This is a genomic window from Anoxybacillus sp. LAT27, from assembly GCF_022030075.1.
Classification (GTDB): Bacteria; Bacillota; Bacilli; order Bacillales; family Anoxybacillaceae; genus Anoxybacillus; species Anoxybacillus kestanbolensis.
Map to the genome: position 1 here is coordinate 69,022 of NZ_JAIWYK010000063.1, position 26,043 is coordinate 95,064.

The window sequence follows — 26,043 nt, forward strand, 5'->3', positions numbered from 1 at the left end:
TTTTTTCCATAAAAAAAGAACCGAAGCAATCGGTTCTTATAAGTTAAACGTTTCTTTCACGAAACGAACGACTTCTTCTGCTGTTGCAAGCGATAAAATGTGATCTTTCACTCGTTCTGCTTCTTGCTTCGAAAGTTTCTTTAATTGAGAGCGAACACGTAAGATCGATGTCGCACTCATGCTAAATTCATCTAAGCCAAACGCTAATAAAATCGGTACTGCAAGCTGTTCGCCTGCCATTTCTCCACACATGCCAACCCATTTTCCTTCTTTATGCGCCGCTTCAATGACGTTATAAATGAGGCGTAAAATAGCTGGGTTGTACGGTTGATATAAATACGATACGCGTTCGTTCATTCGGTCAGACGCCATCGTATATTGAATTAAGTCGTTCGTTCCGATGCTGAAGAAATCGACTTCTTTCGCAAATTGATCCGCTAGTACAGCAGCAGCTGGAATTTCAACCATCATCCCGACTTCGATGTCGTCTGATACTGCCACACCTTCAGCCACAAGCTTTTCTTTTTCTTCTAAAAGAATGGCTTTTGCTTGACGGAATTCGTCTAACGTTGCAATCATCGGGAACATAATTTTTAAATTTCCGTAAACACTTGCGCGCAACAACGCACGAAGTTGCGTACGGAACATCTCTTGCATATCTAGGCAAAGACGAACGGCACGGAAACCTAAAAACGGGTTCATTTCTTTTGGAAGGTCCAAGTATGGCAGTTCTTTGTCGCCACCGATATCAAGCGTACGAACGACAACCGGTTTTCCTTCCATTTTTTCTAATACCGTTTTATATGCTTCAAACTGCTCGTCTTCTGTCGGCAATTCGTTGCGGCCCATGTATAAAAATTCGGTACGATATAAACCGATACCTTCTGCACCATTTGCAAGCACGCCTTCGACATCGTTTGGCGTTCCGATGTTTGCCGCAAGCTCAACGTGATGTCCATCGCTTGTTGTCGTTTTTTCATGAACAAGCTTTGCCCATTCTGCTTTTTGAGCAGCAAAAGCAGCACGTTTTTGTTCGTATTCGGCAATCGTTTCTTCGGTTGGGTTAACGATCACTTCCCCGTCAATCCCGTCAATAATGACGATATCGCCGTTTTGAATTACCGCTGTCGCTTCTTTCGTTCCGACGACAGCTGGAATTTCCATCGAGCGCGCCATAATAGCAGAGTGCGATGTGCGACCGCCAATGTCTGTTGTAAAACCTTTCACATATTTTCGGTTTAATTGCGCTGTGTCAGACGGCGTTAAGTCTTCCGCGATAATGACGACTTCTTCCGTAATCATGCTTGGGTTAGAGATGGTTACACCTAATAAATGAGCAAGCACGCGCTTTGTCACATCACGAATGTCAGCGGCACGCTCTTTCATATATTCGTTATCCATCGCTTCAAACATCGCAATAAACATCGATGCGACTTCATGGAGCGCAAATTCGGCATTGACGCGTTCTTGTTCAATTTTTTGTTCAACGGCTTGGACGAGTTCTGGATCGCTTAGTACGAGTAAATGGGCGGAGAAAATGGCTGCTTTATCTTCGCCAAGCTCTTTTAGTGCGTGCGCTTGAATGACTTCAAGTTCTTCTTTTGCTTTGGCGAGCGCTTGTTGAAAGCGACTAATTTGTTCAGCTGGGTTTTCAATCGTTTGTTTTTCAACCGTTAAATCGGGATGTTCTAAACGGTACGCCTTCGCAATGGCAATGCCATTCGATGCAGCAATCCCTTGTAATCGTTTCATTACTCCGCTAATCCTTCTTTTGCTAACGTTTCTGTTAATGCGTTAATCGCGTCTGCTGCATCGCTACCTTCAGCTGAAATTGTAATTTGCGCACCTTGTGGAATACCTAAAGACATGACACCCATAATCGACTTTAAGTTTACCTTTTTGCCGTTGTACTCTAATTGAATATCGCTATCGAATTTGCTTGCTGTTTGAACTAACATCGTTGCTGGACGGGCATGAATACCAGATTCTGCAGTTACTTTAAACGTTTTTTGCATTTTGTTCATCTCCTCACTTTTTATTTTGAAAACATAGAGGGCGAAAACCCTCTATGTTTTTTTACCGAAAAATGACGCATTTTGCAAGTAAATTATTTTTGAACGACGACAACGTCTTCGCCTTTTGTTACTGTTCCTTGTTTCGTGATGTTCACCGTTTCTCCTGCTTGCAAGTTTGTGAAAATAATCGGTGTAACAATAGAAGGCGCATGTTGTTTCACATATGCAAGGTCGACTTTTAAAATCGGTTGTCCTTTTTTCACTTCTGTTCCTTCAGAAACAAGCGCTTCAAATCCTTGGCCGTTTAATTTTACTGTGTCAATGCCAAAGTGGATGAGCACTTCACGACCTGTTTTTGATTGAATGCCGATCGCGTGTTTTGTTGGGAAGACGTTGACGATCGTGCCGTCTACTGGCGATACGATAGTACCATCTGTTGGCTCAACCGCAAAACCGTCACCCATCATTTTTGTTGAAAACACTTGATCTGGCACTTCAGAAAGCGGAACGACTTTTCCTGTTAATGGCGATGCGACTTGTTCTGTTTCGCCTGTCGCTTGTACTACTGGTTTTGCTTTTTCTACTGCTTTTGTCGGTACGCGACCTTCCATGATGTCTTTAATTTGTGTTTTTAAAATGTCTGATTTCGGTCCGAAAATCGCTTGAATGTTGTTACCAACTTCTAGTACTCCTGCTGCGCCGAGCGCTTTTAAACGATCTTTATCAACATGTTGAATGTCGTTGACAGATATGCGTAAACGTGTAATGCACGCATCTAAATGAGCGATATTTTCTTTTCCGCCAAGCGCCGCTAAAATTTCGTGCGGAAGATCGCCTGCGTCTGCTGTTGTTGTTGTTTCTGCTGTCTCTTTTTCACGACCTGGTGTTGCTAAATCCCATTTGCGAATCGCAAAGCGGAATCCGAAGTAGTAAATGACCGCAAACACAAGACCGACTGGAATGACGAGCCACCAAGCTGTGCGACCTGGTAACACACCGAATAATAAGTAGTCAATGACACCGCCAGAGAACGTCATCCCGATTTTTACATCTAACATATGCATAAGCATAAACGATAGTCCTGCGAAAATCGTGTGAATCGCAAACAATGCTGGCGCAACGAACAAGAATGAAAACTCAATTGGTTCTGTAATTCCTGTTAAAAACGATGTTAATGCGGCAGATGCCATAATACCTGCAACAACTTTTTTGTTTTCTGGGCGCGCTTCATGATAAATCGCAAGCGCTGCAGCTGGTAATCCGAACATCATGAACGGGAATTTCCCTGTCATAAACGTACCTGCTGTTAATTCAGCACCGTCTTTAATTTGTTCGAAGAAAATGCGTTGGTCACCGCGTACAAGTTCACCTGCTTTGTTCACGTATTGACCGAACTCAAACCAGAATGGTGAGTAGAAAATGTGGTGTAAACCGAACGGAATTAATGCGCGCTCGATGACACCGAAAATGAATGCAGCTAATGTACGGTTCGCATCAATCATGTTGTGTGAAAATGCGTTTAAGCCATGTTGAACAGGCGGCCATAACCACGTCATCGCAATACCAAGAATTAATGCCGATGCCGCTGTGACAATTGGAACGAAACGTTTACCTGCAAAGAAACCTAAATAAGATGGCAATTCAATGTTAAAGTATTTGTTATACATATACGCTGCTAAAATACCGACGATAATTCCGCCAAATACTCCTGTTTGCAACGTCGGAATACCTAAGACGTTCGCAAACGATGGGTCTGTTCCGATTTGGTCAGATGTGACACCTAAAATAACGCTCATCGTTACGTTCATCACTAAGTAACCGATGATCGCCGCCAAACCAGCAACACCTTCACCGCCAGCTAATCCGACGGCAACCCCGACCGCGAATAAAAGCGGTAAGTTCGCAAATACGATACCACCCGATTGCTCCATCACTTTCGCAACCATTTCGACCCAGCCTGTTTCTAACGCTGGAATTTTTTCAATTAATGCTGGGTTTTGTAATGCGTTACCGAACGCAAGCAAAATCCCCGCAGCTGGTAAAATCGCAACCGGAAGCATAAGCGCTTTACCAACTTTTTGCAACGTACCAAACGCTTTTTTCATATAAAACCCTCCTTCATCATGTTAACGTTTGCAACAAACGTTATTTTCATGTACGAAAAGTAGATGAAGCGATTTGTTAGACGTCTAACGAATGTAAGCATTTGCAAATAAGGGAAAACAAAAAGGCATAAGCAAAGAACGACATAAAAAGGGTACTATGTAACGACTTTTATCGTTACACCACTTTTTTTGCCTTCTTTACTCATGCCTGATCGAATCAGTAACACGTAAAGATAAGTGCCCATTTATTCACTTTTACCAGTTAGCCGTTGCAAGTGCAACGTTAAATATACCGCTTCTGCTTCATCTACCGGAAGCTGCAACGTTTGCTGCATAATTTTTATGAGCTTCCACGACAAATTATAACATAGTGGATACGTCTCTTTCAATATGTTTGATAATTTTTTTGGCTCTTCAATTTTTTCGCCTTTTTTCACGCGCTCAATGGCATAGCGCAAATGGCGAACAAATCGTAAATAATGAATGCTTTCACGATCAATGCGAATGTCGAGCTGTTCTTCAACAACGGACACGAGGCGGGAAATGAGCTGTGAATGTTGGTTCACTTCGGACAGTTGGTGATTTGTTAATGCACTATGAATGTGTAAAGCAATAAAACCAATTTCTCCTTCCGGCAGTTGAATGTGCAACCGTTCATTTAACATGTTGACGACTTCCGTTGCTACGTCGTATTCAAGCGGATATAAACTTTTCGTTTCAACTAAAAATGGATTTTTAATGTCCATCCCTTGTTCTAATCGCTTAATCGCAAACAAAATATGATCCGTTAACGCAACGTGAATATGTTCGTTCAGCGAGCTGTTCGTTCGCTTTTGAATGTGGTGAATGATGTCGTTCATTAAGCCGATAAATTCTTCATCGACATGCGGCAACAATTTTTTATATTGCTCTTGTTCCCGTTCATTTTTTAAAATAAACCATTTTTCGACGTCTTTTTGCTCAATGACGTCCCCTTTCTTTTTGCCAAATCCGATGCCTTTGCCGATCAATACAACTTCATCGTACGTTGGATGCGAGGCAATGAGCACGTTGTTGTTTAATACTTTTTCAATGCGAAACGATTGTTCCACGTCTAGTTCGCCCCTTTAAAAACGTTTACATTACTTTCAATGTTACGAAACGAACAAAGTTCCGTCAATGGAAATACGTCGTATTTTGACAAGACAGCTGTGAATGTTTTTTGACAGAAAAACATTTTAGTTGCATAAACGCCTTCGTTCAAGTAAACTTTTGTTCATCATAAAATGGAAGGAGTTTGCCAACATGATTCGACTTATCGTCACCGATTTAGACGGAACGTTGCTCGGTTATGACCGTCGTGTAAAAGAAGAAGATCGTAAGGCGGTCGTTCGCGCCATAACAAGCGGCATCGATTTTGCAGTCGCTTCGGGACGGATGGATAACGAAATTTTAGAAGTGCTAAAAGACATTGGACATGACGCACACCGCATTAGCCAAAACGGGGCATTCGTATACACAAGCGACCATCATCTTCTTCATCAGCGCACATTTGACCCAGCGCTTGCCCGTTCCATTTATGAACAAGCGCGCACACTTGAAGCGATCGTGCTCGTATGTAACGAACAAACGAGCTTTGTCGAAACAAAAACGGAACAAATGGAACAAATGAAAGCACGATTATTTTTCGATATTGTTGAAAAAGGAGATATGCTTGCAGCGATTGGGCGTGACATATTGCCATCAAAAATTACCGTGATCGGTGAAGAACATGTCGTCGCCTCATTTGAACGATTCGTAAACGAAACGTGGGCACCTTACGTCGATACGTTCATTTCTGAACCGCGCTGTTTAGATATTATGCCAAAACAAATTAGTAAAGGCGAGGCGCTTCGGTTGTTAATGAATCATCTCAACATTCAACCGGAAGAAGTCGCTTGTTTTGGCGATTCATTTAACGACATTCCGATGTTTCGCCTCACTCCACATAGTTTCGTTATGTCGCATGCGCCCGAACAAGTAAAAAAAGAAGCCCGTTACATCGTTTCCTCTGTTCATGAAGCGATTGACACGGTGTTATCTATAAATGAAAAGATGCCTCAAGCATAAGAGGCATCTTTTTAAAATAAACGAACAGCCTTCACCGCACGCGGCGCCCAATATGGTTTCATATTTGCAAACGCAACCCCTGTGCTCGTTGCGGCATGCAGCAATGTTTCGCTATCTGCAACGATCGACACATGGTTAATGACGCCATCGCCATCTGTATCAAAGAAGATTAGATCCCCTTTTCGCACGCTTGCGAGCGGCACTTCAGTACCGACCAACGCTTGTTCGCGCGATGTACGCGGCAATGTGATGCCGTTTTCGCTATATACGCGGTACGTAAATGACGAGCAGTCAAACACGTCCGTGCGCGTCGTTGGTGCACCGAATAAATATTTCGCTCCCATGTATTTTTTCCCTGTTTCAATAATCGCATTCGCTCGCTCTTCCCATGAAAGCGGTACGTTGATCGTTTGTCCAACGCGAATAAAATCAACGTTCGTTATCGTCGGATTTAGGGCAAGTAAATCATTGACTGTCGTTTGGAATGTTTTCGCAATGGATGATAATGAATCTCCCGGCTGCACGATATATCGTTTTGTTGCGCTATTTGTCTGTGTTGGCGCTGATGTTTGCGACGTTGTTGGCGTTGGCGCCGGTGACACGAGTGTATTTGTTGCGGTATTTGTTGCTGTCGGTACTTTTAATACTTGTCCCACATAAATGCGGTTGACATCGGTAATCGTTGGATTCAGTTCAAGCAGACGCATCACCGTTGTATTGAATTTTTTAGCAATTGTAGATAACGTATCGCCGCTTTGAATCGTATATGTCGTTGCGTTTGTTGGCTGTGTTGTTTGCGTTGTTGTGCTTGCCGGTTGTGTTGTTGCCGCCGTTGCTTGTGCATCAGGTACTTGTAACACTTGTCCAATAAAAATCGTATCTGACGTTAACCGATTTAACGTTTTTAATTCATTCACTGATGTGCGGAACGTTTGGGCAATTTTCCATAACGAATCGCCTGATTTTACTGTATATTGTGCGGCATCTACCGCTTTCTCACCTAAAAATAATGTCGATAATACCGCTCCTGCTACAATCGTTTTTTTCATCGTCCCAAACTCCTTCCTTTTTTGAAGCGCTTCCTTGCCCATATAATAACATGAAACTATCAATCTATTAACCGTATACTTTTATACTGCTTTTCCATTAAGTTGAAATAAGCATAAATGATCGGGCTTTTTTCGCATACTATTCGTATAAAAATGAAAGGAAGATACGAGATGCCCTATACATTTGTCGAATATTCCGTTCCTTTGTACTATGAAGCGATAGGAAGTGGGACGCCGATCGTATTTATCCATCCACCCGGCATGGGAAGTGTAACGTTTCATCGTCAGCGCGAACTTTCTTCTTCATTTCAAATCGTCACATACGATTTAAGAGGAAATGGAAAAAGCGGAAAAGGAAATAAGCCAATCACAATGGACATATTAGCAAGCGATTTGCATGAGTTGTTTCATCATCTCGAACTGAAAGAGGCGATTGTTTGTGGCTATTCAAACGGCGGCTCGATCGCCCAACATTTTGCATTACAATATCCGCATCAAGTGAAAGCACTTATATTAATCGGTGGGTTTTCGGAAGTATGTACACCGCTATTGTACGGAGAATTTTTAATGGGTATTTATGCGGTAAAATGGCATGGAATTTCCCTTCTTGCAAACATCCTTGGCAACGCGCACGGTGTAACGAAAAAAGAGCGAAAAATGATCGCCGATTACGTGCGGTTATCGGACCGTAAGCATTTGTACGAGATGTATGTCAAAGGACTTCATTATCGATCAACCGACCGATTACATGAACTTCGTTGCCCGATTTTATTGATATACGGCGCTCGCGATTATTACGTCCATGCATATGGTCGTATTTTTCAACAACACGCCCGTAACGTTCGCATCGTCTATGTGGACGGGGCACGACATCAAATTCCGACGAAACACCATCGAGAGCTTAACCTGATCATTCGCTCGTATTTTGCTTAAGAAAAGCTGACGGTTATTTTCCGCCAGCTTTTTGTTTTAAATCGTCACGCACCGTTCCTTCCCACCGCTCCACGTTCGCGTAATACGCCGCACGGCTAATAAGATGCGCCGCCACAGGAGATGTCATAAAAATAAACACGATGCCAAGCAATAAGCGTGAGTTAAAGTGGTTGTTTTCCACTAAAAAATGCAAAAACGCCCCGAGTAAAATGCACATAATGCCAAGCGTTGTACTTTTACTGATCGCGTGGCTGCGGGTATATACATCTGGCAAACGAATCGCACCGACAGCCGATAAAAGTGTAAGTACCGCCCCAAGCAAAATAAGAACAACAACAAGCGCGTTAGCGATCGTTCCCACGTTCGATCACAACCCCTTTCTCTAAAAACTTGGCAAATGCGACCGTACCGACGAACGCTAAAATGCCGATAAGCAAAATGACGTCTAAAAACGCGCTCGTATTTAACAACATCGAAACGATCGCAACGATCCCCGCAAGCGTAATGCCCATCGCATCGAGCGCGATAATACGATCGGCTGTGCTTGGGCCTTTAACGACGCGATATAAAAAACCGATCATAGCGAATGACAAGATGACGAGAGCGATGTTTAACATCATTTGCTCACCTCCATAATCGTTTTTTCAAACGATTGTTTAATGCTTTCAATTGCTTCGTGCACATCTGGGCTATTTAACGCGTGAATATATAGCGTACTTCCATCATCTGATACATCTAAAACGAGCGTGCCGGGTGTTAATGTAATGAGCATCGCTAACACCGTAATTTCCCACTCTTTTTTTAATTCCGTCGGCAAAGCAAAAATGGCAGGTTGAATCGTTAACGAACGTTGCATAACGACTTTCGCTACGGCGATGTTTGATAAAATGAGCTCTTTGAAAAAAATGAACAGCAATTTGATGATGACAAACACCGGAACGAGATAAAAGCGCGAATGGAAAAAGCGACGCAAGATGAAAATGATAAACAGCCCGATCATGTACCCGACAAGAAATGACGCTCCGTCAAACGAAACTGTTAAAAACATCCATACAAACGCTAAAATGACGTTTAATAAAATTTGAAATGCCATGTTCTCTACTCCTTTAACACCGCTTCAATGTACATACCCGGATCGACTAACACGTTTACTGCGTCGAGAACAAATGGACGAACAAATTCGATGCCGATGCCGTATGCAACAGATAAAACAAGTAAAAACAACACCGGAAACAATCGTCCGTCTACTTGCTTTTGTTCAAATCCTTTTTTCTCGCCCCAAAAACCGTTCATAAATATTTTCATAACCGAATATAGCACAAGCAAACTCGACAGTAAGATAACGATCGCTTCAAAGATGAGCTGCGCATCGAAGCTTGCTTTTACAATGAGCAACTTGCCGATAAATCCGCTCAATGGTGGAATGCCCGCAAGCGACAATGCCGCGATAAAAAACGCCCAGCCGAGCAGCGGATACGATGTGATCAGCCCGGAAAACGAACGAATGTCGTTTGAACGAGTAATGGAAAAAATGATGCCAACGAATAAAAAGAGCATCGCTTTCATGACCATATCTTGCAACAAATAAAAAATCGTCCCTTCTAAACTTTCAGGCGTCATGATGGAAATGCCAAAAATCATGACACCGACCGCTGCAATAATGTTGTAAATAACGATGTAGCGCATATCGTTGTAGGCGACTGCGCCGATGACGCCAATGATAATCGTCCCGAGCGCAAGCCAAGCGAGCAACGTATGCGTATACGCCGCATCATGCGTAAATAAAAGTGTAAATGTACGGAGAATCGAATATACGCCTACTTTCGTCAACAACCCACCAAAGAGCGCTAGCACCGGTGTCGGCGGGGCATAATATGCACCGGGAAGCCAAAAATATAGCGGGAAAATGGCGCCTTTTAATCCAAATACGATAATAAACAACACGGCAATGACGGTTAAAATGGGCGATGAGCCTAAAGCGTTAATGCGATCGGCTAAATGTGCCATATTTAACGTTCCGGTCACCGCATATAAGTACGCAACCGCCACGACGAACAATGCAGATGAAATGACGTTCACAAGCGTGTATTTAATCGTTTCACGCAATTGAATTTTCGTGCCGCCAAGCACAAGCAACACGTATGAAGACATAAGCATCACTTCAAAAAAGACGAACAAGTTAAACAAATCACCGGTCGTAAACGCTCCGTTCACACCGACAATTAAAAATTGAAAAAACGAGTAGTAATAAAACGTTTCCCGTTTATGTCCGATCGCATAAAACGAATACACTAAACAAGCAAGCGCGATGATGCTTGTTGTCAACACAAGCAAAGCAGATAGCGAATCCGATACGAGCGTAATGCCAAATGGCGCGGGCCAATTGCCGATGTTTAACGTTTGAATGCCATCTGTATGGACACGATAAAGCAATGTGCTACTTGCGACAATTAAACTAACTGTCGCAATGAACGAAACAGCGCGTTGCCAAAAGACGTGCTTCGGAAAAAAAATGAGCACGATTGCTGTCACAAGCGGAATGAGAATGGGTAAAAGTAGAAGGTTACTCATCTCCCTTCATCCTTTCCATATGGTCTGTTCCAATTTCTTGGTATGAACGGTATGCTAACACTAAGAAAAATGCGGTAACGCCAAAGCTAATGACAATCGCTGTTAAAATGAGCGCTTGCGGAAGCGGATCGACGTATCGCTCCGCTTTTTCTCCTAAAAGCGGCGGGGCTCCTACTTTTAGCCCGCCCATCGTCAACAATAACAAATGAGCGCCATGGCTAAGCAAGCCTGTGCCGATAATGATGCGAAGCAAACTTTTGCTGAGCAACAAATATGTTGCGGCGGCAAATAAACAGCCAATGACGACAATCATAAGCAATTCCATTAGTCGCTCTCTCCTATCGTTTCAATGATAATCATCGTCACGCCGACAACGACAAAATATACCCCTAAGTCGAACAAGACAGCCGTATGAAGCGATGTATGATCAAGCAACGGCAAATGAACGTATTGATACGCATGCGTTAAAAACGGGCGGTCAAGAAACATGCTGCTCATGCCCGTTCCGACCGCAAACAACAATCCGATGGCGACAAGCCACTTGTAATTAATCGGAACCATTTTTCGAACCGTTTCAATGTCGAACGCCAAAAGCAACAATACGATTGCCCCAGCTGTCATTAATCCTCCAATAAATCCACCACCTGGATAATAGTGGCCTGCAAAAAAGAGCTGGACGGAAAACAAGACGATGATCGGGGTGACGACCGCGGTTGTCGTTCGTAAAATGACATCGTTTCGCTTCATCGTTCTTCCTCCTTCGCAAGCCGCAATTTGACCATCGCATAAATGCCTAAGGCGGCGATAGCTAATACGCATATTTCAAACAACGTATCAAAGCCGCGGAAATCGACTAAAATGACGTTCACCATATTTTTTCCAGCCGCTTTTTCATACGTGTTGTCGACATAATATTGTGAAATCGAATCAAAATATTTTCCTGCATACGCTAAAAAGGCAATGATACTCATCGTGATCCCAACCGCAAGCGAAACGAGCGCGTTGCCTAAATGAAAGCGAACGCTTTCTTGTTTTTGCGTAAATTTTGGCAAATGATAAAAACAAAGTAAAAATAAAGCGACAGAAATCGTTTCAATGACAAGCTGGGTCAATGCTAAATCTGGTGCACGAAACAATACGAAAAATAGCGCGACTGCATAGCCGACAGCTCCTAATGAAACAATGGCTGTTAAACGTGATTTAGCGATAACGGTTGTGACTGTTGCTGCCAAAATCCCTATCGCCAAAACGACTTCATACACCCGAACGTGTGCTAAACGGCTTAAATCGATGTGCCATTGTTCATGCCAGCCGATCGTAAATAAAAGTAAGACAACGAGCGATGTAAAAATATACATTAAATACGTGCGTATCGAGCCGTTCATCACGCGCGATATAAATGAACGAGCGCCTCTTTCCATCCAGACGAACGATTGATCGTAAAAAAAGTTAAGCGACATCCGTTCGGATAAACGATAATATATTTTTTTCCATTTTGGAAACGTACGATATAACACTAAACCAAACAATAACACGCCGATCGTCATAAACAACTCTGGCGTAAAGCCATGCCAATGAGAAATGTGCACATCAAGCGCTTCATTTGGTGCAAACAATCCATATAACACCGCATATACGGCCGGAGCTAATACGGAGTCGGACAATACGTTTGGCACAAAGCCAATGAAAATGACGAGCAACGCTAACACGATAGGCGCAATAAGCATGCCGAACGGCGCTTCATGCGCTTCTTTTTTCAATAAATGCGGCTTATATTCCCCGAAAAACGTTCGGCTCACGAAAAGGACACTATATAAAAATGTGAATATGCTTGCGATCCATGCAACGACAGGCAACAAAACCGCCCAGCTAGCAACGTCTTTCGCCCGCAACATCGCAGTAAAAAACATCTCTTTGCTTAAAAAGCCGTTAAACGGTGGCAACCCTGCCATCGACAGCGAGCCAATGAGCGCAATCGTAAACGTCATCGGCATAATCGTCATTAAACCACCGAGACGGCGAATGTCGCGCGTACCTGTTTCATGGTCGACGATTCCGACGACCATGAATAAACTTCCTTTAAATGTCGCATGGTTAAATAAATGGAAAATGGCAGCTAACACAGCAACCATAAATACATTTTCTCCCATGCTATCATAATGAAATGAAAGTCCCCCAATCCCTAAAAGCGATGTAATTAAACCGAGTTGGCTGACCGTTGAATACGCTAAAATCGCTTTTAAATCCGTTTGTTTCGATGCTAAAAACGACGCCCAACATAACGTCACAAGCCCGACGAACGCGATGGTCCAAACCCAAACAGATGAAACCGCAAAAATCGGTGTCAAACGTGCAATTAAATAAATTCCTGCTTTCACCATTGTGGCAGAATGCAAATAGGCGCTGACAGGCGTTGGCGCTTCCATCGCATCAGGCAACCAAATGTAAAACGGAAATTGCGCTGATTTCGTAAAAGCGCCAAACAAAATAAGGACAAGAGCGGGGATAAAAAGCGGATGTTCCGTTAATGGTGTATGCATAAGCTCACGAATGTTATACGTTCCACCTGCGATTGCAAGCGCAACAAATCCCCCGAGCATAAGCAGCCCGCCAAACATCGTAATAAGCATCGATTTTTGCGCCCCATAGCGCGAACGATCGCGTTTAAACCAATAAGCGATCAATAAAAATGAAGAAATGGACGTCAGTTCCCAAAACATATATAGCGCAATTAAATGATCAGAAAGCACAACGCCAAGCATCGCACCCATAAATAAAAGCAAATAGACGTAAAAGTTTCCGAGCGGTTCTTTTCCTTTTTGTAAATAATAAATCGAATAAAGAACGACGAGCGAACCGATGCCTGTAATTAATAATGCGAATAGTAAGCTTAATCCGTCGACATATGCGTCAAATGAAATATGAAGCGACGGAATCCAAGGCAACGTTGCGCGCACTGCATCGTATTGACGCACGTTATCCATATAAGATAGGAAGTAGACAAATAGCGCAAGCGGCAACGGCAAAACAAACCATCCGACATGAAGCGAACGAATGAATTTGTGCAAAAATGGAACGAATAACGCCAGCAAAAACGGCGCAAACATCGCGATATGTAATGTCGGCAAAACAATCAACCCCCTTCTAACATAACAATCCTCTTTTTTATACGAACAGTATGTATAAAAAGTTTCATTTTTTTCAACATATATAGTAAAAAGTGAGCGAAGGTGAATTGTAATGGTTCTTTTCTTTATGTTAGCCATGATCGTCCATGACTATGAAGCTGAAGCAAAAAAAATAGAGCCTTCCATTTACGCAACCGTAAACGAAAGGCATGTCGAGCCGTTTCAACCGCGGCAATATATTCGAAAAATAGAAAAGGAGAAGAAGCGAACAAAATAGCCTACAGTTCGCTTGCTAGCCCTTCCAACTCGTCAGCGGAAGCAGATACGTGGGTCATCGCTTCATAAATTTCCCTTACTGACTGTACACATGCTTTCATTTCATCGTCAATGCGCACGTTATATTGACAAATTTTCTCAAGCGCTGATGCAAATTCGTCAAAAAACGTATATACCGCTTCGATTCCATTTGTACTTTCGGTCACCGAAAGCGATGCTTGTTCAAGCGATTGCGACATCGCCATAATATGATGATGAATGTCGTCTAATACGCGCGCGACATCTGCAACGGATTGTTTCGTTTGCGTAGCGAGTTTACGCACTTCATTAGCAACGACCGCAAATCCTTTCCCGTGTTCCCCAGCGCGCGCCGCTTCGATGGACGCGTTCAACGAGAGCATATTCGTTTGATCGGCAATCGATGTAACGAGGGAAGCGATATGTTCAATTTCTTTCATCGCTTGTTGTAGTTTGTCCATATTCATTTCAATTTGTTTCATTTTTTCGTTCATCTGTGCCATCTTTTCGACTTGCGTTTGCAGCTGTTGTTTTCCTTGCATCGATTTTTCTGTGCTCTCCATCGCTACCGCCGATGCCTCTTGAGCGGCTTGCGAAATGCTCGTTGCTTGTTCGTTTAATGATGAAACGGAAGCGCTTACTTCATCTGACACATGACTTAGCTGTTGTAGCGACAATTTCACTTGCTCTTTCATTTGTTGTTTTAACGCTTCCATTTGTAGACGAAGGGCCTCATTTTCCCGCTCGTATTGCTCGAGAACAAGTTGCTGTTCGACGTTTAACATTTTCGAGACGGATTTCATGATGGCGCGCACATACACCGAACGTTCAAAATGTTCTCCGATGATTTCCCACATTTCCTCAAGTAAATGTTGAAATGAAGCGATGTACCATTTCGGCTCTAACCCGATGCGTACGTGCGCTTGGGCGACACGACGTCTTTTTTCAATAAACGCTTCGTCAATGTTTCCACGAAACATTTCTTTTACGTGCACCGTTAACGTTTGCTTCAATCGATCAATCGAGCTATGTTGTTCAATAATCGAGAGTAAGTGACTTTCTTTTTGAAGCGCGCCGTAAAAGGCGTCAACGATGCGCGCAATGTTTGCTTCGATGTATGGCTGAACATAGCGTAAAATCGCGATATCTTTTGTCGTCATGCCGATAAGCGCGAGCTGCCGTTCAATCGTTTCACCGTTTAGGCGAATCGGCTCTTCTTCCATTTGTAAAATCGCTTCTAGTTGTACATCACGCTCGTCTTGTTTTCGTTTAAACAATGTTTGGCCCTCCTTAAATGATATAAACACGTTGCATATATGTTTATGTTATCAGACAAAAAATAAAAAGAAAACACCCATTTAGTTGGGTGCTTTCCATTGTTCGCCTAACGTGCGGATCGAGTCGATGACCGCATCTAATTTTCCTTCAATCCGATGCAGTAAATAAAATGTGACCGCAATCGGAAAACCGACATCGGAAAGAAGCGACAAATATGCTTCCATCTTTCTCATCCCTTTCGCTGTCATATACATAATAAGGTGCCCTTTACATGAGGGCACCTAAACGGCTTACGCAAACGTCCATTCTGTCACTGTTGTATCAATGAGGCGCGCTCCTTTTTTCGCAATCAAGTCGCCTCCGCTTGATGAAAAGACGTTTGCTGCAATGATCACGTCCATCACGCTAGCCACTTGTGTTTCTGTCACATCGTCGCGCGGGGCATCAACGCTTAAGCGAACCGTCTTTCCTTCTTCATTCACAAACTGCAATTCAAGCGTTTTCATTCATTATCCCTCCTATTCACCTAATACATGCACATCGTTGCGATACACGTGAACGAGCGGAGCGCTTTGCAAAGAGGCAAGCGCTTGGGCCACAGAGACGAGCGAGCTTTCCGTTGCGTTCGGTTTAATCGTATACGTTTTGTTTTTATATAGCGGTTTGCCCGTTTCTGTCACACCGACTTCAAACGTTAAGCGAAGTTGAGAACGTTGAAGCATGTCTCTCCCCTCCTTTCACTTATTACTATCGCAACGACGAGCGTAAAAGGTTAGGGACTACATCCATTTTTCTGCCCATGCTTGCACAGCTTCCATCACAATGTGCAAATCTTTCCCTTTGTCCGTTAATTCATATTCAATGCGCACAGGCTTTTCAGGATATACGTGACGAACGACAATGCGTTCTTCTTCCAACTCTTTTAATCGTTCCGTTAACATTTTTTGACTAATTTCTGGAATACTCTCTGCTAATTCTTTAAAGCGAAGCGGTCCGCGAAATAAAACGTGAATAATAAGTCCATTCCATCGCTTACCAAGCAACTGAAATGCCGCTTCGATTTTCGGACAGACGTGTGAATGTTCCATCAATCATCACCCTATGCATGAAATTTGACAAACTTATTGTAACTAAATTAACATAAATATTGTTACTGATAAAAAGTAAGTAAAGATATTTTTGTATGTATAAAAGGAGGATATATATGCTTTCGGTTATTGAACAACGACAATCCGTTCGAAAATATGATCCAACTGCAACAATTTCGAAAGAACAATTAACGAAACTGTTGCAGTTAGCAGGCAAGGCGCCTTCTGCTTGGAATTTGCAACATTGGCATTTCGTCGTCTTCTACGGAAAAGAAGCGCAACAAAAGCTCCTTCCGATCGCTTACAATCAACAACAAATCGTCGAGACGTCTGCGGTCGTTGCGGTACTTGGCGATTTACAAGCGAATAAAAAAACAGATGCGGTGTATGATCCGCTCGTTGCACAAGGAAAAATGACAAAAGAAATCAAAGAGACGCTTGCCAAGCAAATTGAAAACGCCTATACAAACGCACAATATGCACGCGATGCAGCATTCTCAAACGCATCGTTAGCTGCGATGCAATTGATGCTTGCTGCCAAAGCAGAAGGGTTCGACACATGCGCCATCGGCGGTTTTGACCCACAAGCATTGATGAAAACATTCCATATTCCAGACCGATACGTTCCTGTCATGCTAATTACGATCGGAAAAGCGAGCGCACCTGCCCATCCGTCATCTCGTTTGCCAATCAACGAATTGACGACATGGGCGGAGTAAAAAAGACCCGTTTTAAGACGGGTCTTTATATGTTGGCAACACGATCTGAACCCGCGTCCCTTTGCCGACTTTGCTTTCTATTTGCATCGTACCTTTATGTTCATGAATGATTTTCATGCTCATCGTCAAGCCAAGCCCCATCCCTTTTTCTTTTAACGTATAAAACGGTTCGCCGATATGTTTTAAACGCTCTTGTTCAATACCTTTTCCTGTATCTTCGACGGTGACATACACGCAGTCAGCTTCATCTTTGGCGGAGATGGTGAGCACTCCCCCTCTTGGCATCGCTTCTAATGCGTTTTTCACGACGTTCACAAACACTTGGATGAGTTCATTTTTATCTCCGTATACGACGGCGGACGTGCGCGGCTCGTATTTTAGTTGTACGTTTTGTAAAATCGCTTCGTACGTAAACAACCCGACGACATATTCGAGCACATCGTGCAAAGCGAGCGGTTTATACGCTTTCATTTGCGGTTTCGCAAGTACGAGCAACTGGCTGACGATTTGGTTGACACGTTCAATTTCATCTAACATAATTTGCACGAAACGTTCGTCTACTTCTTTCGTCTCTTTCATCATTTGTAAAAAGCCTTTAATGGACGTTAACGGATTGCGAATTTCATGGGCGATACCCGCTGCCAACTCTCCAATAACCGATAGCTTTTCTTTTTTCAACAACAGCTGCTCAGCAACTTTTTGTTGTGTAATGTCGCGTCCGATGACGACAAGTCCTTTGCGTTTGCCGTTTTCATGAAATAGTGGCACTTTAATGACGTCAAACGTTTTCATTTCACCGTTTGGCATCGGAAACGATTCTTCTGCGCGCGTTACTGCTTTTGCTCGCCACGCTTCTTCATCGGAATCAATGCAATAAAGCAACGCTTCGCGAAAATGAGGAGTGTATTCCGCAAGCTCGGCATCGGTTTTTCCTTTGTAATCGACGTGCTCAAGCCCGTACAGTTTTAAACCGAAATCGTTAACCCTTAACCAACGGCCTTGTCCATCTTTAAATGATACGAAATCAGGCATCGCATGAATGAGCGTTAACAATTCTTTCTCGCTTTCGCTCATTTGTTTTAATTGGCGATGTTTTTTTAAAGCGATATACATAAATACCGCAGATAAAATAACAAAAAGTGCACCTTTGAACGTCTGAACGTACGGTTTCATATGTGGTGGAATCGGTAACCGTTCTACATAAAAGTCTGTCAATACAATCCAAGCGATACTTACAACGACATACAGGGAAACAGCGTATTTCATCTAGCAACGAAACCTTCCTTACATTTCTCTCATCCATTGCGCGAGCTTCATCGCAAGTGGCGACACATGTTCTTCGTCTAATACGTTCGCAAGCGATTGTTGCAAGCGTAATTCAATATTTGCTAAATCGTCATAAGTGACATGGATCGACCATTCTAAATAAGGAATGGCGACAACGATATATTGTTCTTTTTTATTTTCGTAAATGTACACGTTTTGTTGCAAAGATGGTGAATCAATCATTGTTTTTCTTATTTTCATGTTGCTCAAGCCTTTCCATTTTTTATTATCATAACACAAAAAATTCCCATTGTTCAAAGCATTTTTTTAGGCAAATGCACCATTTTCCGCTCTTTCTCCCCCTCATTTTCTGTATTTCCTTAAGGGAAACGCTGCGTATGCCTAACATAAACGGGGCATTTTTTTCTATTTTCTCTTTCGCGCAACGCAGGCATGTTTGATAAGCTACATGTAACCGCGGAATACGTGAAGGCGCGCCTTTGAGAAAGGGATATATATGTCGTTTGAAACGGTTGTTGAACAATATCGTCCACTTATTTTTTACATCATTCGCAAATTACATATTCGTCGTCATGTCGATGAATATGTGCAAATCGGTTTGATCGCGCTTTGGGAAGCATATGAACGATACGACGAAACGAAAGGTTCATTTTGTACGTTTGCGTTTAAAATGATTCGTTGGCGCATCGTATCACAGCTACGGAAAGAAACGAAACACGAATACGTTCCGTTGCTAGATGACTACGTACTAACAGAAAATGTCGATTTTTTGTCGGACATGTTCATTCAGGATGCGTTGTCTTATTTATCGCCACGCGAGCAAATATGGCTCGTTCGCCATGTAATCGAAGGGAAAACATTCAAACAAATTGCCGCTGAAGAAGGCGTCACCGTCAATGCCGTCAAACAATGGCGCATGTCTGCTGTAAAAAAGTTGAAGCCATACGTCAACTGCGCGGCTGATCCATGTAGTAATACACGACATCGCCACCGCGCTGTGCTACGCCGCGAAAATGTTTAAAATCTTCTTGTTGGACGAGCACATGACGAAACGTTAAAAAATGTTCTTTTTTTACAAGCGCATGCGGAATGTTTCGTGTGCGCAATTGTTCAATCAGTTGCTTTGCTTCTTGTTCAGTCATCGTTATCCCTCCTTTCTTTGTTTTAACGCGCTTCACTATACATGTCAATACGATGTGCGAATGCCTAATTTTGTAATACTGACACACGTCTATAAAAAATGCACATACAATGTTGGTGGATTCTAAATGAAAGAAAGGAAGATGGACAATGAATGACTGGAATATGTATGACCCGTTTCGCGCTGATCAACAACTGCCACAACAAACACAACAAATGCCACAAATGATACCGGGCGATTGCGGTTGTGGTATGCCGATGGGACCGATGTGGCCAATGGGGCAAATGATGCCACAACAAATGCAACCGATGCCGATGCCGCAAATGATGCCACAACAAATGCAACCGATGCCAATGCCGCAAATGATGCCACAACAAATGCAGCCGATGCCGATGCCACAAATGATGCCACAACAAATGCAACCGATGCCGATGCCACAAATGATGCCAGACGGTTGCGGTGCACCGATGTGGCCACCAATGCCAATGCCGTATGGGCCACAGCGTTAAAAATAGTTGAAAATGCCCTTTACGAACGAGGAAAAATCATGCAAAATAGAAAAAAGGTTTAAAAATTCAAAAGTAAAGGGGATTTTCAATGAAAAAAGCGCAAATTGGCGACGTCATTGAATTTAAAAATGGGTTGCGGGGGATCGTTGAAAAAGTAAACGAAAATTCCGTCATTGTCGATTTAACGTACATGGAAAACTATAAAGAACTCGACTTGCAAGAACGGACGGTCGTCAACCATAAAAATTACAAAATTGTTGAGTAATGAAAAGAGGGCTGCTTATTGTTGATGAGACAGCCCTCTTTGTTGTTCACATTGCCCTTTCATCTCGCTACATTCGTAAATATATACACCTTGCTTTTCCGAAAGCGCGGCACGATACATCGCTTCCGCCACTTGCTTAGCTGCAATCGGTTTATATTTTTCCCATTTGCCAACGAATGCAAATGAAAAACCGGAACATAGCCATTCCGCTGTTTTTTCGCCGAGGCGAAATTCTTGTCGCTCTCCTGTTAATAACGATGGTCGGAAAATGTGAAGCGAGCGAATCGTCAGTCGCTGCAACGCCTCTTCCGTTTCTCCTTTGACGCGGTTGTAAAAAAACATCGAATGCGGGTGCGCGCCGATCGCAGAAACGAATAAAAACGTTTTAACATGGCATTTTTCTGCTAGTTTTGCGGCACGTAACGTATATTCGTAATCGACTTTAATGAATTGCTGTTTTGTTTTTGCTTTTTTCATCGTCGTACCTAAACAGCTAAATACGTCGTCCACATGAAAATATTCTTCATATTGTTCAATTCGGTCAAAATCGACGATGACTTGTTGTAATTTTTCGTGTTTACATGCCATCGGCTTTCGAACAAACACCGTCACTCGCTCATAATGCTCTGAACGAAGCAATCGTTGGAGAAGTTCTCCTCCGACTAATCCGCTTGCCCCGATCACAAGAGCCGTTCTCTGTCTCAAATGAAGACCCCCCAAACGAAAAAAGGTTCGTAACAATTTGTCATTATATACCCGTTTGCGAAAAAAAACTAGCTATCTTTTGTGAATTTTTTAAGGCTGGCTTATAAGCCAGCCTCATTAACGATTATCGACTTTTTCTGGATATAAATCGTGGTTTAATAGGCGATATTCCGCCATTTGTTCATATTTTGTTCCTGGGCGTCCCCAGTTGCAATACGGGTCGATCGAAATGCCGCCGCGCGGTGTAAATTTGCCCCATACTTCAATGTAGCGCGGCTCCATGACGCGAATTAAATCGTTCATAATAATATTGACGCAATCTTCATGGAAATCACCATGATTGCGGAAGCTAAATAAATATAACTTCAACGACTTACTTTCGACACATTTTTTATCAGGAATGTAACTAATGTAAATAGTAGCAAAATCTGGCTGTCCGGTTTTAGGCAACTGCTTTTTATAAAGCAGGTGGACTATATCTTATTCTTATTCGACTGCGATATCGAATAAGAACCCTTGCGCTTCCACCACGATACTTCGTGGTGTACTCTACTCTCTTCCTTTATCACTACCTTTACTCGCTTCGTGATAAAGTGATTTCGATAGTCTCTGCACCTTCCTTAAAGAACAAGGCTGCATACATTGCCCTTTCTTCTTTAAGGCTTGGCTCAGGGTTGGAGAAATAGGGTTCTAATAAATGGATAAGACGATTCTCTTCTTGAATTCTCATATAATAATTCTCTTGTCGATGGATATTGCGATGACATGCAGAACGCAAACATTTGTAAATTTTACTAAAGTTTTTCCTATGCTTGTATTGTACATAAAAATTCAGATAATTCCCATCCTTTTTCTCTTCCCCTGAATTCACAAGGTTTAGCCGACAGTGTCACCACTGAAGTGTGCCCTCATTGACACAAGCTCGTAAACTCCGGACAGTTAAATTTGACAAAATAATCGCGATCTGGATGTTTGTTGTCGAACACTTCTAAAATGTCAGGACTATATTCAAATACATATTTCGTTCCTTGGTTGCCAAGAAGTGTGACGCCTTGTAATTCCTCTTCTTTTCTCATGATTCCTTCCTCCTTTATTTATACGCCGCGGCGATTGCCCCATAATAACGTGTGTAGTTGTGGCAAGACGCGGACGTTGTTCATCTCTTTAGACTGTACTACTTTGTCAACGAGCCATTCAAGTTTTTGCAATAATTGAAGGCGAAGCGTAACATCATCCGCTTCGTGTATGTGATCGTTTCCGACTTGTACGTAAAACGGGACGGTTGGATAGCGTTGATGCACATGTTTGGCGTATGCAAAATCTTCATCGTCAAACACGACAACTTTTAAGCTCACATGCCCGCGATGCGCTGTAAGTCGTTCCATTATCATATCAAGCATTGTAAAATTTGTTTTCATATTTGAACTTGGCGGCTTTGGTGAAATCGTTAAATCGTCAATGTCATAAAACCAATCTTGCCATACGCTCCCTTGCGTTTCTAAGCCGATGCGTATGTTATGTTCTTTTAATAATGAAATAAGAGCACGAAGTCCTTTTAATAACGCTGGGTTACCTCCAGAAATCGTCACGTGGTTAAAACGGTCACCACCCAGTTGTTTCAGCTGTTGCCAAATGTCTTCAGCCGTCATTTGCTTTACTTCATTTTTTGCAGAACCGTCCCACGTAAACGATGAATCGCACCAGCGACAACGATAATCGCATCCGGCGGTGCGCACGAACATCGTTTTTTGTCCGATGACCATCCCTTCTCCTTGAATCGTTGGTCCAAACATTTCAATGACGGGAATGCGCTCCATTATTGTTTCCCTGCTTTCGGACGATATACGACATAGCTTGTCGGGGACTCCCGCACAAACACTTGGACACACGTCGGTTTGTTTGGCAACGTGTCTAAATGTTGTTGCACGATTTCAGCAATTTTGCGCGCTACGACTTCTGTCGTCGGAAAATGTTCCGCCTGCGTGTTGCTAAATACATCGGTATGATCGTTCATTAACGTATGGTCAAAACGATTGTGGATGAGTTTTTTTAACTGTTGAAAGTTAATTAAAAAACCGGAATCATCCAGCTCGTCACCAGCAACGGTAATGTTGATAAAATACGTATGTCCGTGCATGTTCGCACATTGCCCGGCCGCTTCATGTGGAATAAAGTGCGCCGCCGCAATTTGCATATCTTTATTTAGCTCATAGCGAAACGGATGAATGACTTGCGGATAAATTTGTTGAATCATCGCACATTTGCTCCTTTCTTTTCATTCATATATTGGTCAAGACCGCGTTTGCGCAACACGCACGCTGGACATTCGCCGCACCCGTCAGCGATGATGCCGTTATAGCACGTGAGCGTCTTATTGCGCACGAACTCAAGCGCACCTAACTCATCTGCAAGCTTCCACGTTTCCGCTTTATTGAGCCACATAAGCGGCGTATGAATGACAAATTGGTAATCCATCGCTAAATTTAGCGTCACGTTTAACGATTTAATAAATACGTCGCGACAGTCCGGATAGCCGCTAAAATCCGTTTCGCACACCCCTGTCACGAGATGACGTGCCCCTTTTTGTTTTGCCAGCACCGCCGCAAATGATAAAAACAATAAATTGCGCCCATCGACAAACGTGGACGGCAATTGTCCTTCTTTTTGCTCGATTGCTATATCGCTTCTTGTAAGCGCATTTGGTGCGAGCTGATTTAATAGCGACATATCAAGCACCGTATGGGGTACATTCAGCTCTTTAGCAATCGAAGCGGCAACGTCAATTTCAAGTCGATGTCGTTGGTTATAGTCAAACGTCACCGCTTCCACTTCAGCAAAATGTTTTTTCGCCCAAAATAAACACGTTGTGCTATCTTGGCCACCGCTGAAAACAACAACTGCTTTTTCCTTTTTCATCTTTCGCTCTCCTTTCTAACATCGTAAGAAGAAAGAGCGTTCTAAAACAAAAACGCTATACCCCCTAAGGACATAGCGATCCCTAGTTTTTTTATAGAGGGTGTTCTAGAACCTCTCCTACGCCAGCAGCGTAGAATTCTTCTTCAATTGTACGCCTAACAATATACCATAAAACATATATTCATTCTATAAAAAAATTATGCTTTATTTGTGAACGGTTTTCAGGATATAATAACAACAAAAAAGTTAGGTGATTCAACATGACAAAACGTTCTACTTTTGACGCTGCACTTCAACAGCTACGAGAAAAATTAATGACAATGGTATCTGCCTCTCAACAGGCGCTCCATGAATCGATTGAAGCGTTAAAAACACAAAATATCGCAAAAGCGGATGAAATTATTGAAAACGATAAAAAAATTAACGAGCTTGAACGAGAAATTAACGAACTGGCGATTATGACGATTTTGAAACAACAACCGGTCGCATCTGACTTACGGCGGTTAATTGTCGCCCTCAAAATTTCATCGGATGTCGAACGTATTGGTGACATTGCGGTTAATATCGCCAAATCGGTGAAATTTATCGGCACAGAGCCACACGTGAAACCGATCGTTCACATTCCTGAAATGGCAGCAATCGTCAATGAAATGTTAGATCATGCGCTTCATGCGTTCCATAACGATGATATTGAAGAAGCGAAACGCATCGCGCTTGAAGACGATCGCGTAGATGAGTTGCAAGGAAAAATTATTCAAGAATTAATCGACTTAATGAGCGAAAAACCTGAGTTTACAAACCAAATTACGCAATTGTCGTTTGTGACGCGCAATTTAGAGCGCGCTGGCGACCATGTGACAAACATCGCTGAAAATATTTTATATAGCGTCAAAGGAATTCGTATTGATTTGAATTATTAAACTTGAACGTGCCTCATCTTTATATGATTTGAGGCACGTTTTCATTCGTCGATTTTTCCTGTCGATGATGATATAATCGTGTCGGGGGGAGGTGAGTAAACATGGGTGATATGCTCAAACGTATTTTCGATGAGCTCGCATCATTGCGCGAACACATGGCGACAAAAGACGATATCGCCGCCATGGACAAGCGTATCGGGCATATCGAACAAACGATGGCTACGAAAGATGACATCGCGAGCATCGAGCAACGCATGGCCACGAAAGACGATATCGCCAGCATCGAACAACGTATGGCCACAAAAGACGATATCGCTGCCATGGACAAGCGTATCGAACATATTGAACAAACGATGGCCACGAAAGACGATATCACTAGCATCGAGCAACGCATGGCGACAAAAGACGATATCGCCAGCATCGAACAACGTATGGCTACGAAAGATGATATCGCCAGCATCGAACAACGCATGGCGACAAAAGATGATATCACTAGCATCGAACAACGTATGGCCACGAAAGACGATATCGCCAGCATCGAGCAACGTATGGCTACGAAAGATGATATCGCCAGCATCGAACAACGTATGGCTACAAAAGATGATATCGCCAGCATCGAACAACGTATGGCCACGAAAGATGACATCGCAGATCTTCCTCTCATTAAACAAGCTGTATTTGAAATACTAGAAGCAGTCAGTCAACTACCCAACGACTAAAGTCGTGGGCTTGCAACTCCCCAGAAGTGCAAGCGGATGTTATCCTCCTTCCTTCACTTGGGGTTGCATCAGGGCAGGTTGACAGCTACCCAACAACAAAAGTCATGCTTTTGTTGTTTCTTCAACGATGTACTCGATTCCTTTTCGTTGAAGATTCATCGCACCAACTCGGTCGTCGTTTGATGTATATTGGCATGTTTGGCAACAGAACGTGTGCGTTTTCTTATTTCGATTCGCCTTTGCTGTATGTCCGCATTTTGGACATGTTTGGGATGTGTATGTTGGGTCTACCACAATCACTTTGGCTTGGTGT

Annotated in this window: 36 protein-coding genes, 1 pseudogene and 1 riboswitch; of the genes and pseudogenes, 9 read left to right on the forward strand and 28 right to left on the reverse strand. The window is 42.8% G+C overall.

Going from position 1 to position 26,043, the window contains the following annotated elements:
• Nucleotides 1–36: 36 nt before the first annotated feature.
• From ptsP to glcT, 4 genes are all read right to left on the reverse strand, one after another.
• Nucleotides 37–1,752 carry a phosphoenolpyruvate--protein phosphotransferase gene (gene ptsP, locus LD028_RS04320; protein ID WP_237811051.1) on the reverse strand — a complete coding sequence of 572 codons (1,716 nt, stop codon included), beginning with the start codon at nucleotides 1,750–1,752 and terminating at the stop codon, nucleotides 37–39.
• Entirely contained in the window at nucleotides 1,752–2,024 is a 273-nt protein-coding gene (locus LD028_RS04325; protein WP_006321660.1) for a phosphocarrier protein HPr, read from the reverse strand. Before LD028_RS04325 ends, ptsP begins: the two co-directional genes overlap by 1 nt.
• Before the next feature lie 83 nt (nucleotides 2,025–2,107).
• On the reverse strand, nucleotides 2,108–4,120 hold the full coding sequence (gene ptsG, locus LD028_RS04330) for a glucose-specific PTS transporter subunit IIBC (RefSeq protein WP_237811052.1): 2,013 nt from the start codon (nucleotides 4,118–4,120) through the stop codon (nucleotides 2,108–2,110).
• 245 nt (nucleotides 4,121–4,365) lie between these two features.
• Entirely contained in the window at nucleotides 4,366–5,211 is an 846-nt protein-coding gene (gene glcT, locus LD028_RS04335) for a glucose PTS transporter transcription antiterminator GlcT (RefSeq protein ID WP_006321658.1), read from the reverse strand.
• 193 nt (nucleotides 5,212–5,404) lie between these two features.
• Between glcT and LD028_RS04340 the strand changes: the two genes are divergently transcribed.
• Complete coding sequence (locus LD028_RS04340) at nucleotides 5,405–6,208, forward strand: HAD family hydrolase (protein ID WP_237811053.1); 804 nt, start codon at nucleotides 5,405–5,407, stop codon at nucleotides 6,206–6,208.
• A gap of 11 nt (nucleotides 6,209–6,219) precedes the next feature.
• On the opposite strand, the gene LD028_RS04345 is transcribed toward LD028_RS04340, so the two are convergent.
• On the reverse strand, nucleotides 6,220–7,257 hold the full coding sequence (locus tag LD028_RS04345; RefSeq protein WP_237811055.1) for a C40 family peptidase: 1,038 nt from the start codon (nucleotides 7,255–7,257) through the stop codon (nucleotides 6,220–6,222).
• A gap of 171 nt (nucleotides 7,258–7,428) precedes the next feature.
• On the opposite strand from LD028_RS04345, the gene LD028_RS04350 reads away from it, so the two are divergent.
• Entirely contained in the window at nucleotides 7,429–8,190 is a 762-nt protein-coding gene (locus tag LD028_RS04350; RefSeq protein WP_237811057.1) for an alpha/beta fold hydrolase, read from the forward strand.
• Nucleotides 8,191–8,203: 13 nt separating this feature from the next.
• Here LD028_RS04350 and mnhG read toward each other — a convergent pair whose 3' ends face one another.
• From mnhG to LD028_RS04385, 7 genes are read right to left on the reverse strand one after another with little or no spacing between them, the layout of a single operon-like run.
• On the reverse strand, nucleotides 8,204–8,551 hold the full coding sequence (gene mnhG, locus LD028_RS04355) for a monovalent cation/H(+) antiporter subunit G (RefSeq protein ID WP_006321653.1): 348 nt from the start codon (nucleotides 8,549–8,551) through the stop codon (nucleotides 8,204–8,206).
• Nucleotides 8,535–8,810, reverse strand: a complete 276-nt coding sequence (locus LD028_RS04360) for a Na(+)/H(+) antiporter subunit F1 (protein WP_237811059.1) — start codon at nucleotides 8,808–8,810, stop codon at nucleotides 8,535–8,537. Before LD028_RS04360 ends, mnhG begins: the two co-directional genes overlap by 17 nt.
• A complete protein-coding gene (locus LD028_RS04365; RefSeq protein ID WP_171700778.1) occupies nucleotides 8,807–9,283 on the reverse strand; it encodes a Na+/H+ antiporter subunit E in 477 nt (158 codons plus the stop codon). Before LD028_RS04365 ends, LD028_RS04360 begins: the two co-directional genes overlap by 4 nt.
• A 5-nt stretch (nucleotides 9,284–9,288) precedes the next feature.
• On the reverse strand, nucleotides 9,289–10,761 hold the full coding sequence (locus tag LD028_RS04370) for a Na+/H+ antiporter subunit D (protein ID WP_237811060.1): 1,473 nt from the start codon (nucleotides 10,759–10,761) through the stop codon (nucleotides 9,289–9,291).
• The gene (locus LD028_RS04375) at nucleotides 10,754–11,086 is read right to left on the reverse strand and encodes a Na(+)/H(+) antiporter subunit C (protein ID WP_237811061.1); all 333 of its coding nucleotides are present in this window, start codon (nucleotides 11,084–11,086) and stop codon (nucleotides 10,754–10,756) included. Before LD028_RS04375 ends, LD028_RS04370 begins: the two co-directional genes overlap by 8 nt.
• Nucleotides 11,086–11,508 (reverse strand): Na(+)/H(+) antiporter subunit B, encoded by a 423-nt coding sequence (locus tag LD028_RS04380; protein ID WP_006321648.1) that lies wholly within the window; start codon nucleotides 11,506–11,508, stop codon nucleotides 11,086–11,088. Before LD028_RS04380 ends, LD028_RS04375 begins: the two co-directional genes overlap by 1 nt.
• Nucleotides 11,505–13,889, reverse strand: a complete 2,385-nt coding sequence (locus LD028_RS04385; RefSeq protein WP_237811062.1) for a Na+/H+ antiporter subunit A — start codon at nucleotides 13,887–13,889, stop codon at nucleotides 11,505–11,507. Before LD028_RS04385 ends, LD028_RS04380 begins: the two co-directional genes overlap by 4 nt.
• A gap of 112 nt (nucleotides 13,890–14,001) precedes the next feature.
• Between LD028_RS04385 and LD028_RS04390 the strand changes: the two genes are divergently transcribed.
• Nucleotides 14,002–14,166 (forward strand): hypothetical protein, encoded by a 165-nt coding sequence (locus LD028_RS04390; RefSeq protein ID WP_237811063.1) that lies wholly within the window; start codon nucleotides 14,002–14,004, stop codon nucleotides 14,164–14,166.
• Between the two features lies 1 nt (nucleotide 14,167).
• Here the strand turns inward: LD028_RS04390 and LD028_RS04395 are convergent, their stop codons facing one another.
• From LD028_RS04395 to LD028_RS04415, 5 genes are all read right to left on the reverse strand, one after another.
• Complete coding sequence (locus LD028_RS04395) at nucleotides 14,168–15,460, reverse strand: globin-coupled sensor protein (protein WP_237811064.1); 1,293 nt, start codon at nucleotides 15,458–15,460, stop codon at nucleotides 14,168–14,170.
• A gap of 81 nt (nucleotides 15,461–15,541) precedes the next feature.
• Complete coding sequence (locus tag LD028_RS04400) at nucleotides 15,542–15,685, reverse strand: YvrJ family protein (protein ID WP_009361115.1); 144 nt, start codon at nucleotides 15,683–15,685, stop codon at nucleotides 15,542–15,544.
• A 66-nt stretch (nucleotides 15,686–15,751) separates the two neighbouring features.
• A complete protein-coding gene (locus tag LD028_RS04405) occupies nucleotides 15,752–15,967 on the reverse strand; it encodes a DUF2922 domain-containing protein (protein ID WP_237811065.1) in 216 nt (71 codons plus the stop codon).
• A gap of 12 nt (nucleotides 15,968–15,979) precedes the next feature.
• A complete protein-coding gene (locus LD028_RS04410; protein ID WP_004891408.1) occupies nucleotides 15,980–16,183 on the reverse strand; it encodes a DUF1659 domain-containing protein in 204 nt (67 codons plus the stop codon).
• 57 nt (nucleotides 16,184–16,240) lie between these two features.
• Entirely contained in the window at nucleotides 16,241–16,549 is a 309-nt protein-coding gene (locus tag LD028_RS04415; RefSeq protein ID WP_006321642.1) for a winged helix-turn-helix transcriptional regulator, read from the reverse strand.
• 116 nt (nucleotides 16,550–16,665) lie between these two features.
• On the opposite strand from LD028_RS04415, the gene LD028_RS04420 reads away from it, so the two are divergent.
• Entirely contained in the window at nucleotides 16,666–17,268 is a 603-nt protein-coding gene (locus tag LD028_RS04420) for a nitroreductase family protein (protein ID WP_237811067.1), read from the forward strand.
• Nucleotides 17,269–17,280: 12 nt separating this feature from the next.
• Here LD028_RS04420 and LD028_RS04425 read toward each other — a convergent pair whose 3' ends face one another.
• Both LD028_RS04425 and LD028_RS04430 read right to left on the reverse strand, forming a co-directional pair.
• Nucleotides 17,281–18,534 carry an ATP-binding protein gene (locus LD028_RS04425; RefSeq protein ID WP_237811068.1) on the reverse strand — a complete coding sequence of 418 codons (1,254 nt, stop codon included), beginning with the start codon at nucleotides 18,532–18,534 and terminating at the stop codon, nucleotides 17,281–17,283.
• Between the two features lie 18 nt (nucleotides 18,535–18,552).
• On the reverse strand, nucleotides 18,553–18,795 hold the full coding sequence (locus LD028_RS04430; RefSeq protein ID WP_237811069.1) for a YueH family protein: 243 nt from the start codon (nucleotides 18,793–18,795) through the stop codon (nucleotides 18,553–18,555).
• 256 nt (nucleotides 18,796–19,051) lie between these two features.
• On the opposite strand from LD028_RS04430, the gene LD028_RS04435 reads away from it, so the two are divergent.
• A complete protein-coding gene (locus tag LD028_RS04435; RefSeq protein WP_237811070.1) occupies nucleotides 19,052–19,576 on the forward strand; it encodes a sigma-70 family RNA polymerase sigma factor in 525 nt (174 codons plus the stop codon).
• On the opposite strand, the gene LD028_RS04440 is transcribed toward LD028_RS04435, so the two are convergent.
• The gene (locus LD028_RS04440; RefSeq protein ID WP_035020361.1) at nucleotides 19,503–19,697 is read right to left on the reverse strand and encodes a hypothetical protein; all 195 of its coding nucleotides are present in this window, start codon (nucleotides 19,695–19,697) and stop codon (nucleotides 19,503–19,505) included. The genes LD028_RS04435 and LD028_RS04440 overlap by 74 nt on opposite strands.
• Nucleotides 19,698–19,845: 148 nt before the next feature.
• Here LD028_RS04440 and LD028_RS04445 point away from each other — a divergent pair, with 148 nt between their 5' ends.
• Both LD028_RS04445 and LD028_RS04450 read left to right on the forward strand, forming a co-directional pair.
• Entirely contained in the window at nucleotides 19,846–20,205 is a 360-nt protein-coding gene (locus tag LD028_RS04445) for a hypothetical protein (RefSeq protein WP_237811071.1), read from the forward strand.
• Between the two features lie 88 nt (nucleotides 20,206–20,293).
• Nucleotides 20,294–20,470, forward strand: coding sequence for a YkvS family protein (locus LD028_RS04450; RefSeq protein WP_003396733.1), 177 nt, complete (start codon nucleotides 20,294–20,296; stop codon nucleotides 20,468–20,470).
• A 15-nt stretch (nucleotides 20,471–20,485) separates the two neighbouring features.
• Here LD028_RS04450 and LD028_RS04455 read toward each other — a convergent pair whose 3' ends face one another.
• The 7 genes and pseudogenes from LD028_RS04455 to queC all read right to left on the reverse strand — a co-directional run bounded on the left by LD028_RS04455 (nucleotide 20,486) and on the right by queC (nucleotide 24,091).
• A complete protein-coding gene (locus LD028_RS04455) occupies nucleotides 20,486–21,175 on the reverse strand; it encodes an oxidoreductase (RefSeq protein ID WP_035020359.1) in 690 nt (229 codons plus the stop codon).
• Between the two features lie 117 nt (nucleotides 21,176–21,292).
• Nucleotides 21,293–21,622, reverse strand: a pseudogene (queF, locus tag LD028_RS04460) (preQ(1) synthase); the annotation flags it as partial.
• Nucleotides 21,623–21,749: 127 nt separating this feature from the next.
• Nucleotides 21,750–21,905 (reverse strand): hypothetical protein, encoded by a 156-nt coding sequence (locus tag LD028_RS04465; protein ID WP_237811072.1) that lies wholly within the window; start codon nucleotides 21,903–21,905, stop codon nucleotides 21,750–21,752.
• 178 nt (nucleotides 21,906–22,083) lie between these two features.
• Nucleotides 22,084–22,251: a tunnelling fold family protein gene (locus tag LD028_RS04470; RefSeq protein ID WP_370642766.1), complete on the reverse strand. Its 168-nt coding sequence runs from the start codon at nucleotides 22,249–22,251 to the stop codon at nucleotides 22,084–22,086.
• Between the two features lie 18 nt (nucleotides 22,252–22,269).
• A complete protein-coding gene (gene queE, locus LD028_RS04475; protein ID WP_237811073.1) occupies nucleotides 22,270–22,992 on the reverse strand; it encodes a 7-carboxy-7-deazaguanine synthase QueE in 723 nt (240 codons plus the stop codon).
• Nucleotides 22,992–23,429: a 6-carboxytetrahydropterin synthase QueD gene (gene queD, locus LD028_RS04480; RefSeq protein WP_006321633.1), complete on the reverse strand. Its 438-nt coding sequence runs from the start codon at nucleotides 23,427–23,429 to the stop codon at nucleotides 22,992–22,994. Before queD ends, queE begins: the two co-directional genes overlap by 1 nt.
• The gene (gene queC / locus LD028_RS04485) at nucleotides 23,426–24,091 is read right to left on the reverse strand and encodes a 7-cyano-7-deazaguanine synthase QueC (RefSeq protein WP_077429833.1); all 666 of its coding nucleotides are present in this window, start codon (nucleotides 24,089–24,091) and stop codon (nucleotides 23,426–23,428) included. Before queC ends, queD begins: the two co-directional genes overlap by 4 nt.
• Nucleotides 24,092–24,167: 76 nt before the next feature.
• A riboswitch (PreQ1 riboswitch) is annotated at nucleotides 24,168–24,212 on the reverse strand.
• Nucleotides 24,213–24,351: 139 nt separating this feature from the next.
• On the opposite strand from queC, the gene phoU reads away from it, so the two are divergent.
• Nucleotides 24,352–25,011 carry a phosphate signaling complex protein PhoU gene (gene phoU / locus LD028_RS04490; RefSeq protein ID WP_006321631.1) on the forward strand — a complete coding sequence of 220 codons (660 nt, stop codon included), beginning with the start codon at nucleotides 24,352–24,354 and terminating at the stop codon, nucleotides 25,009–25,011.
• Nucleotides 25,012–25,112: 101 nt separating this feature from the next.
• On the forward strand, nucleotides 25,113–25,730 hold the full coding sequence (locus tag LD028_RS04495; protein ID WP_370642767.1) for a hypothetical protein: 618 nt from the start codon (nucleotides 25,113–25,115) through the stop codon (nucleotides 25,728–25,730).
• A 102-nt stretch (nucleotides 25,731–25,832) separates the two neighbouring features.
• Here LD028_RS04495 and LD028_RS04500 read toward each other — a convergent pair.
• Nucleotides 25,833–26,043: transposase (locus LD028_RS04500; RefSeq protein ID WP_237811074.1), on the reverse strand; the 211-nt coding region annotated here is incomplete at its 5' end.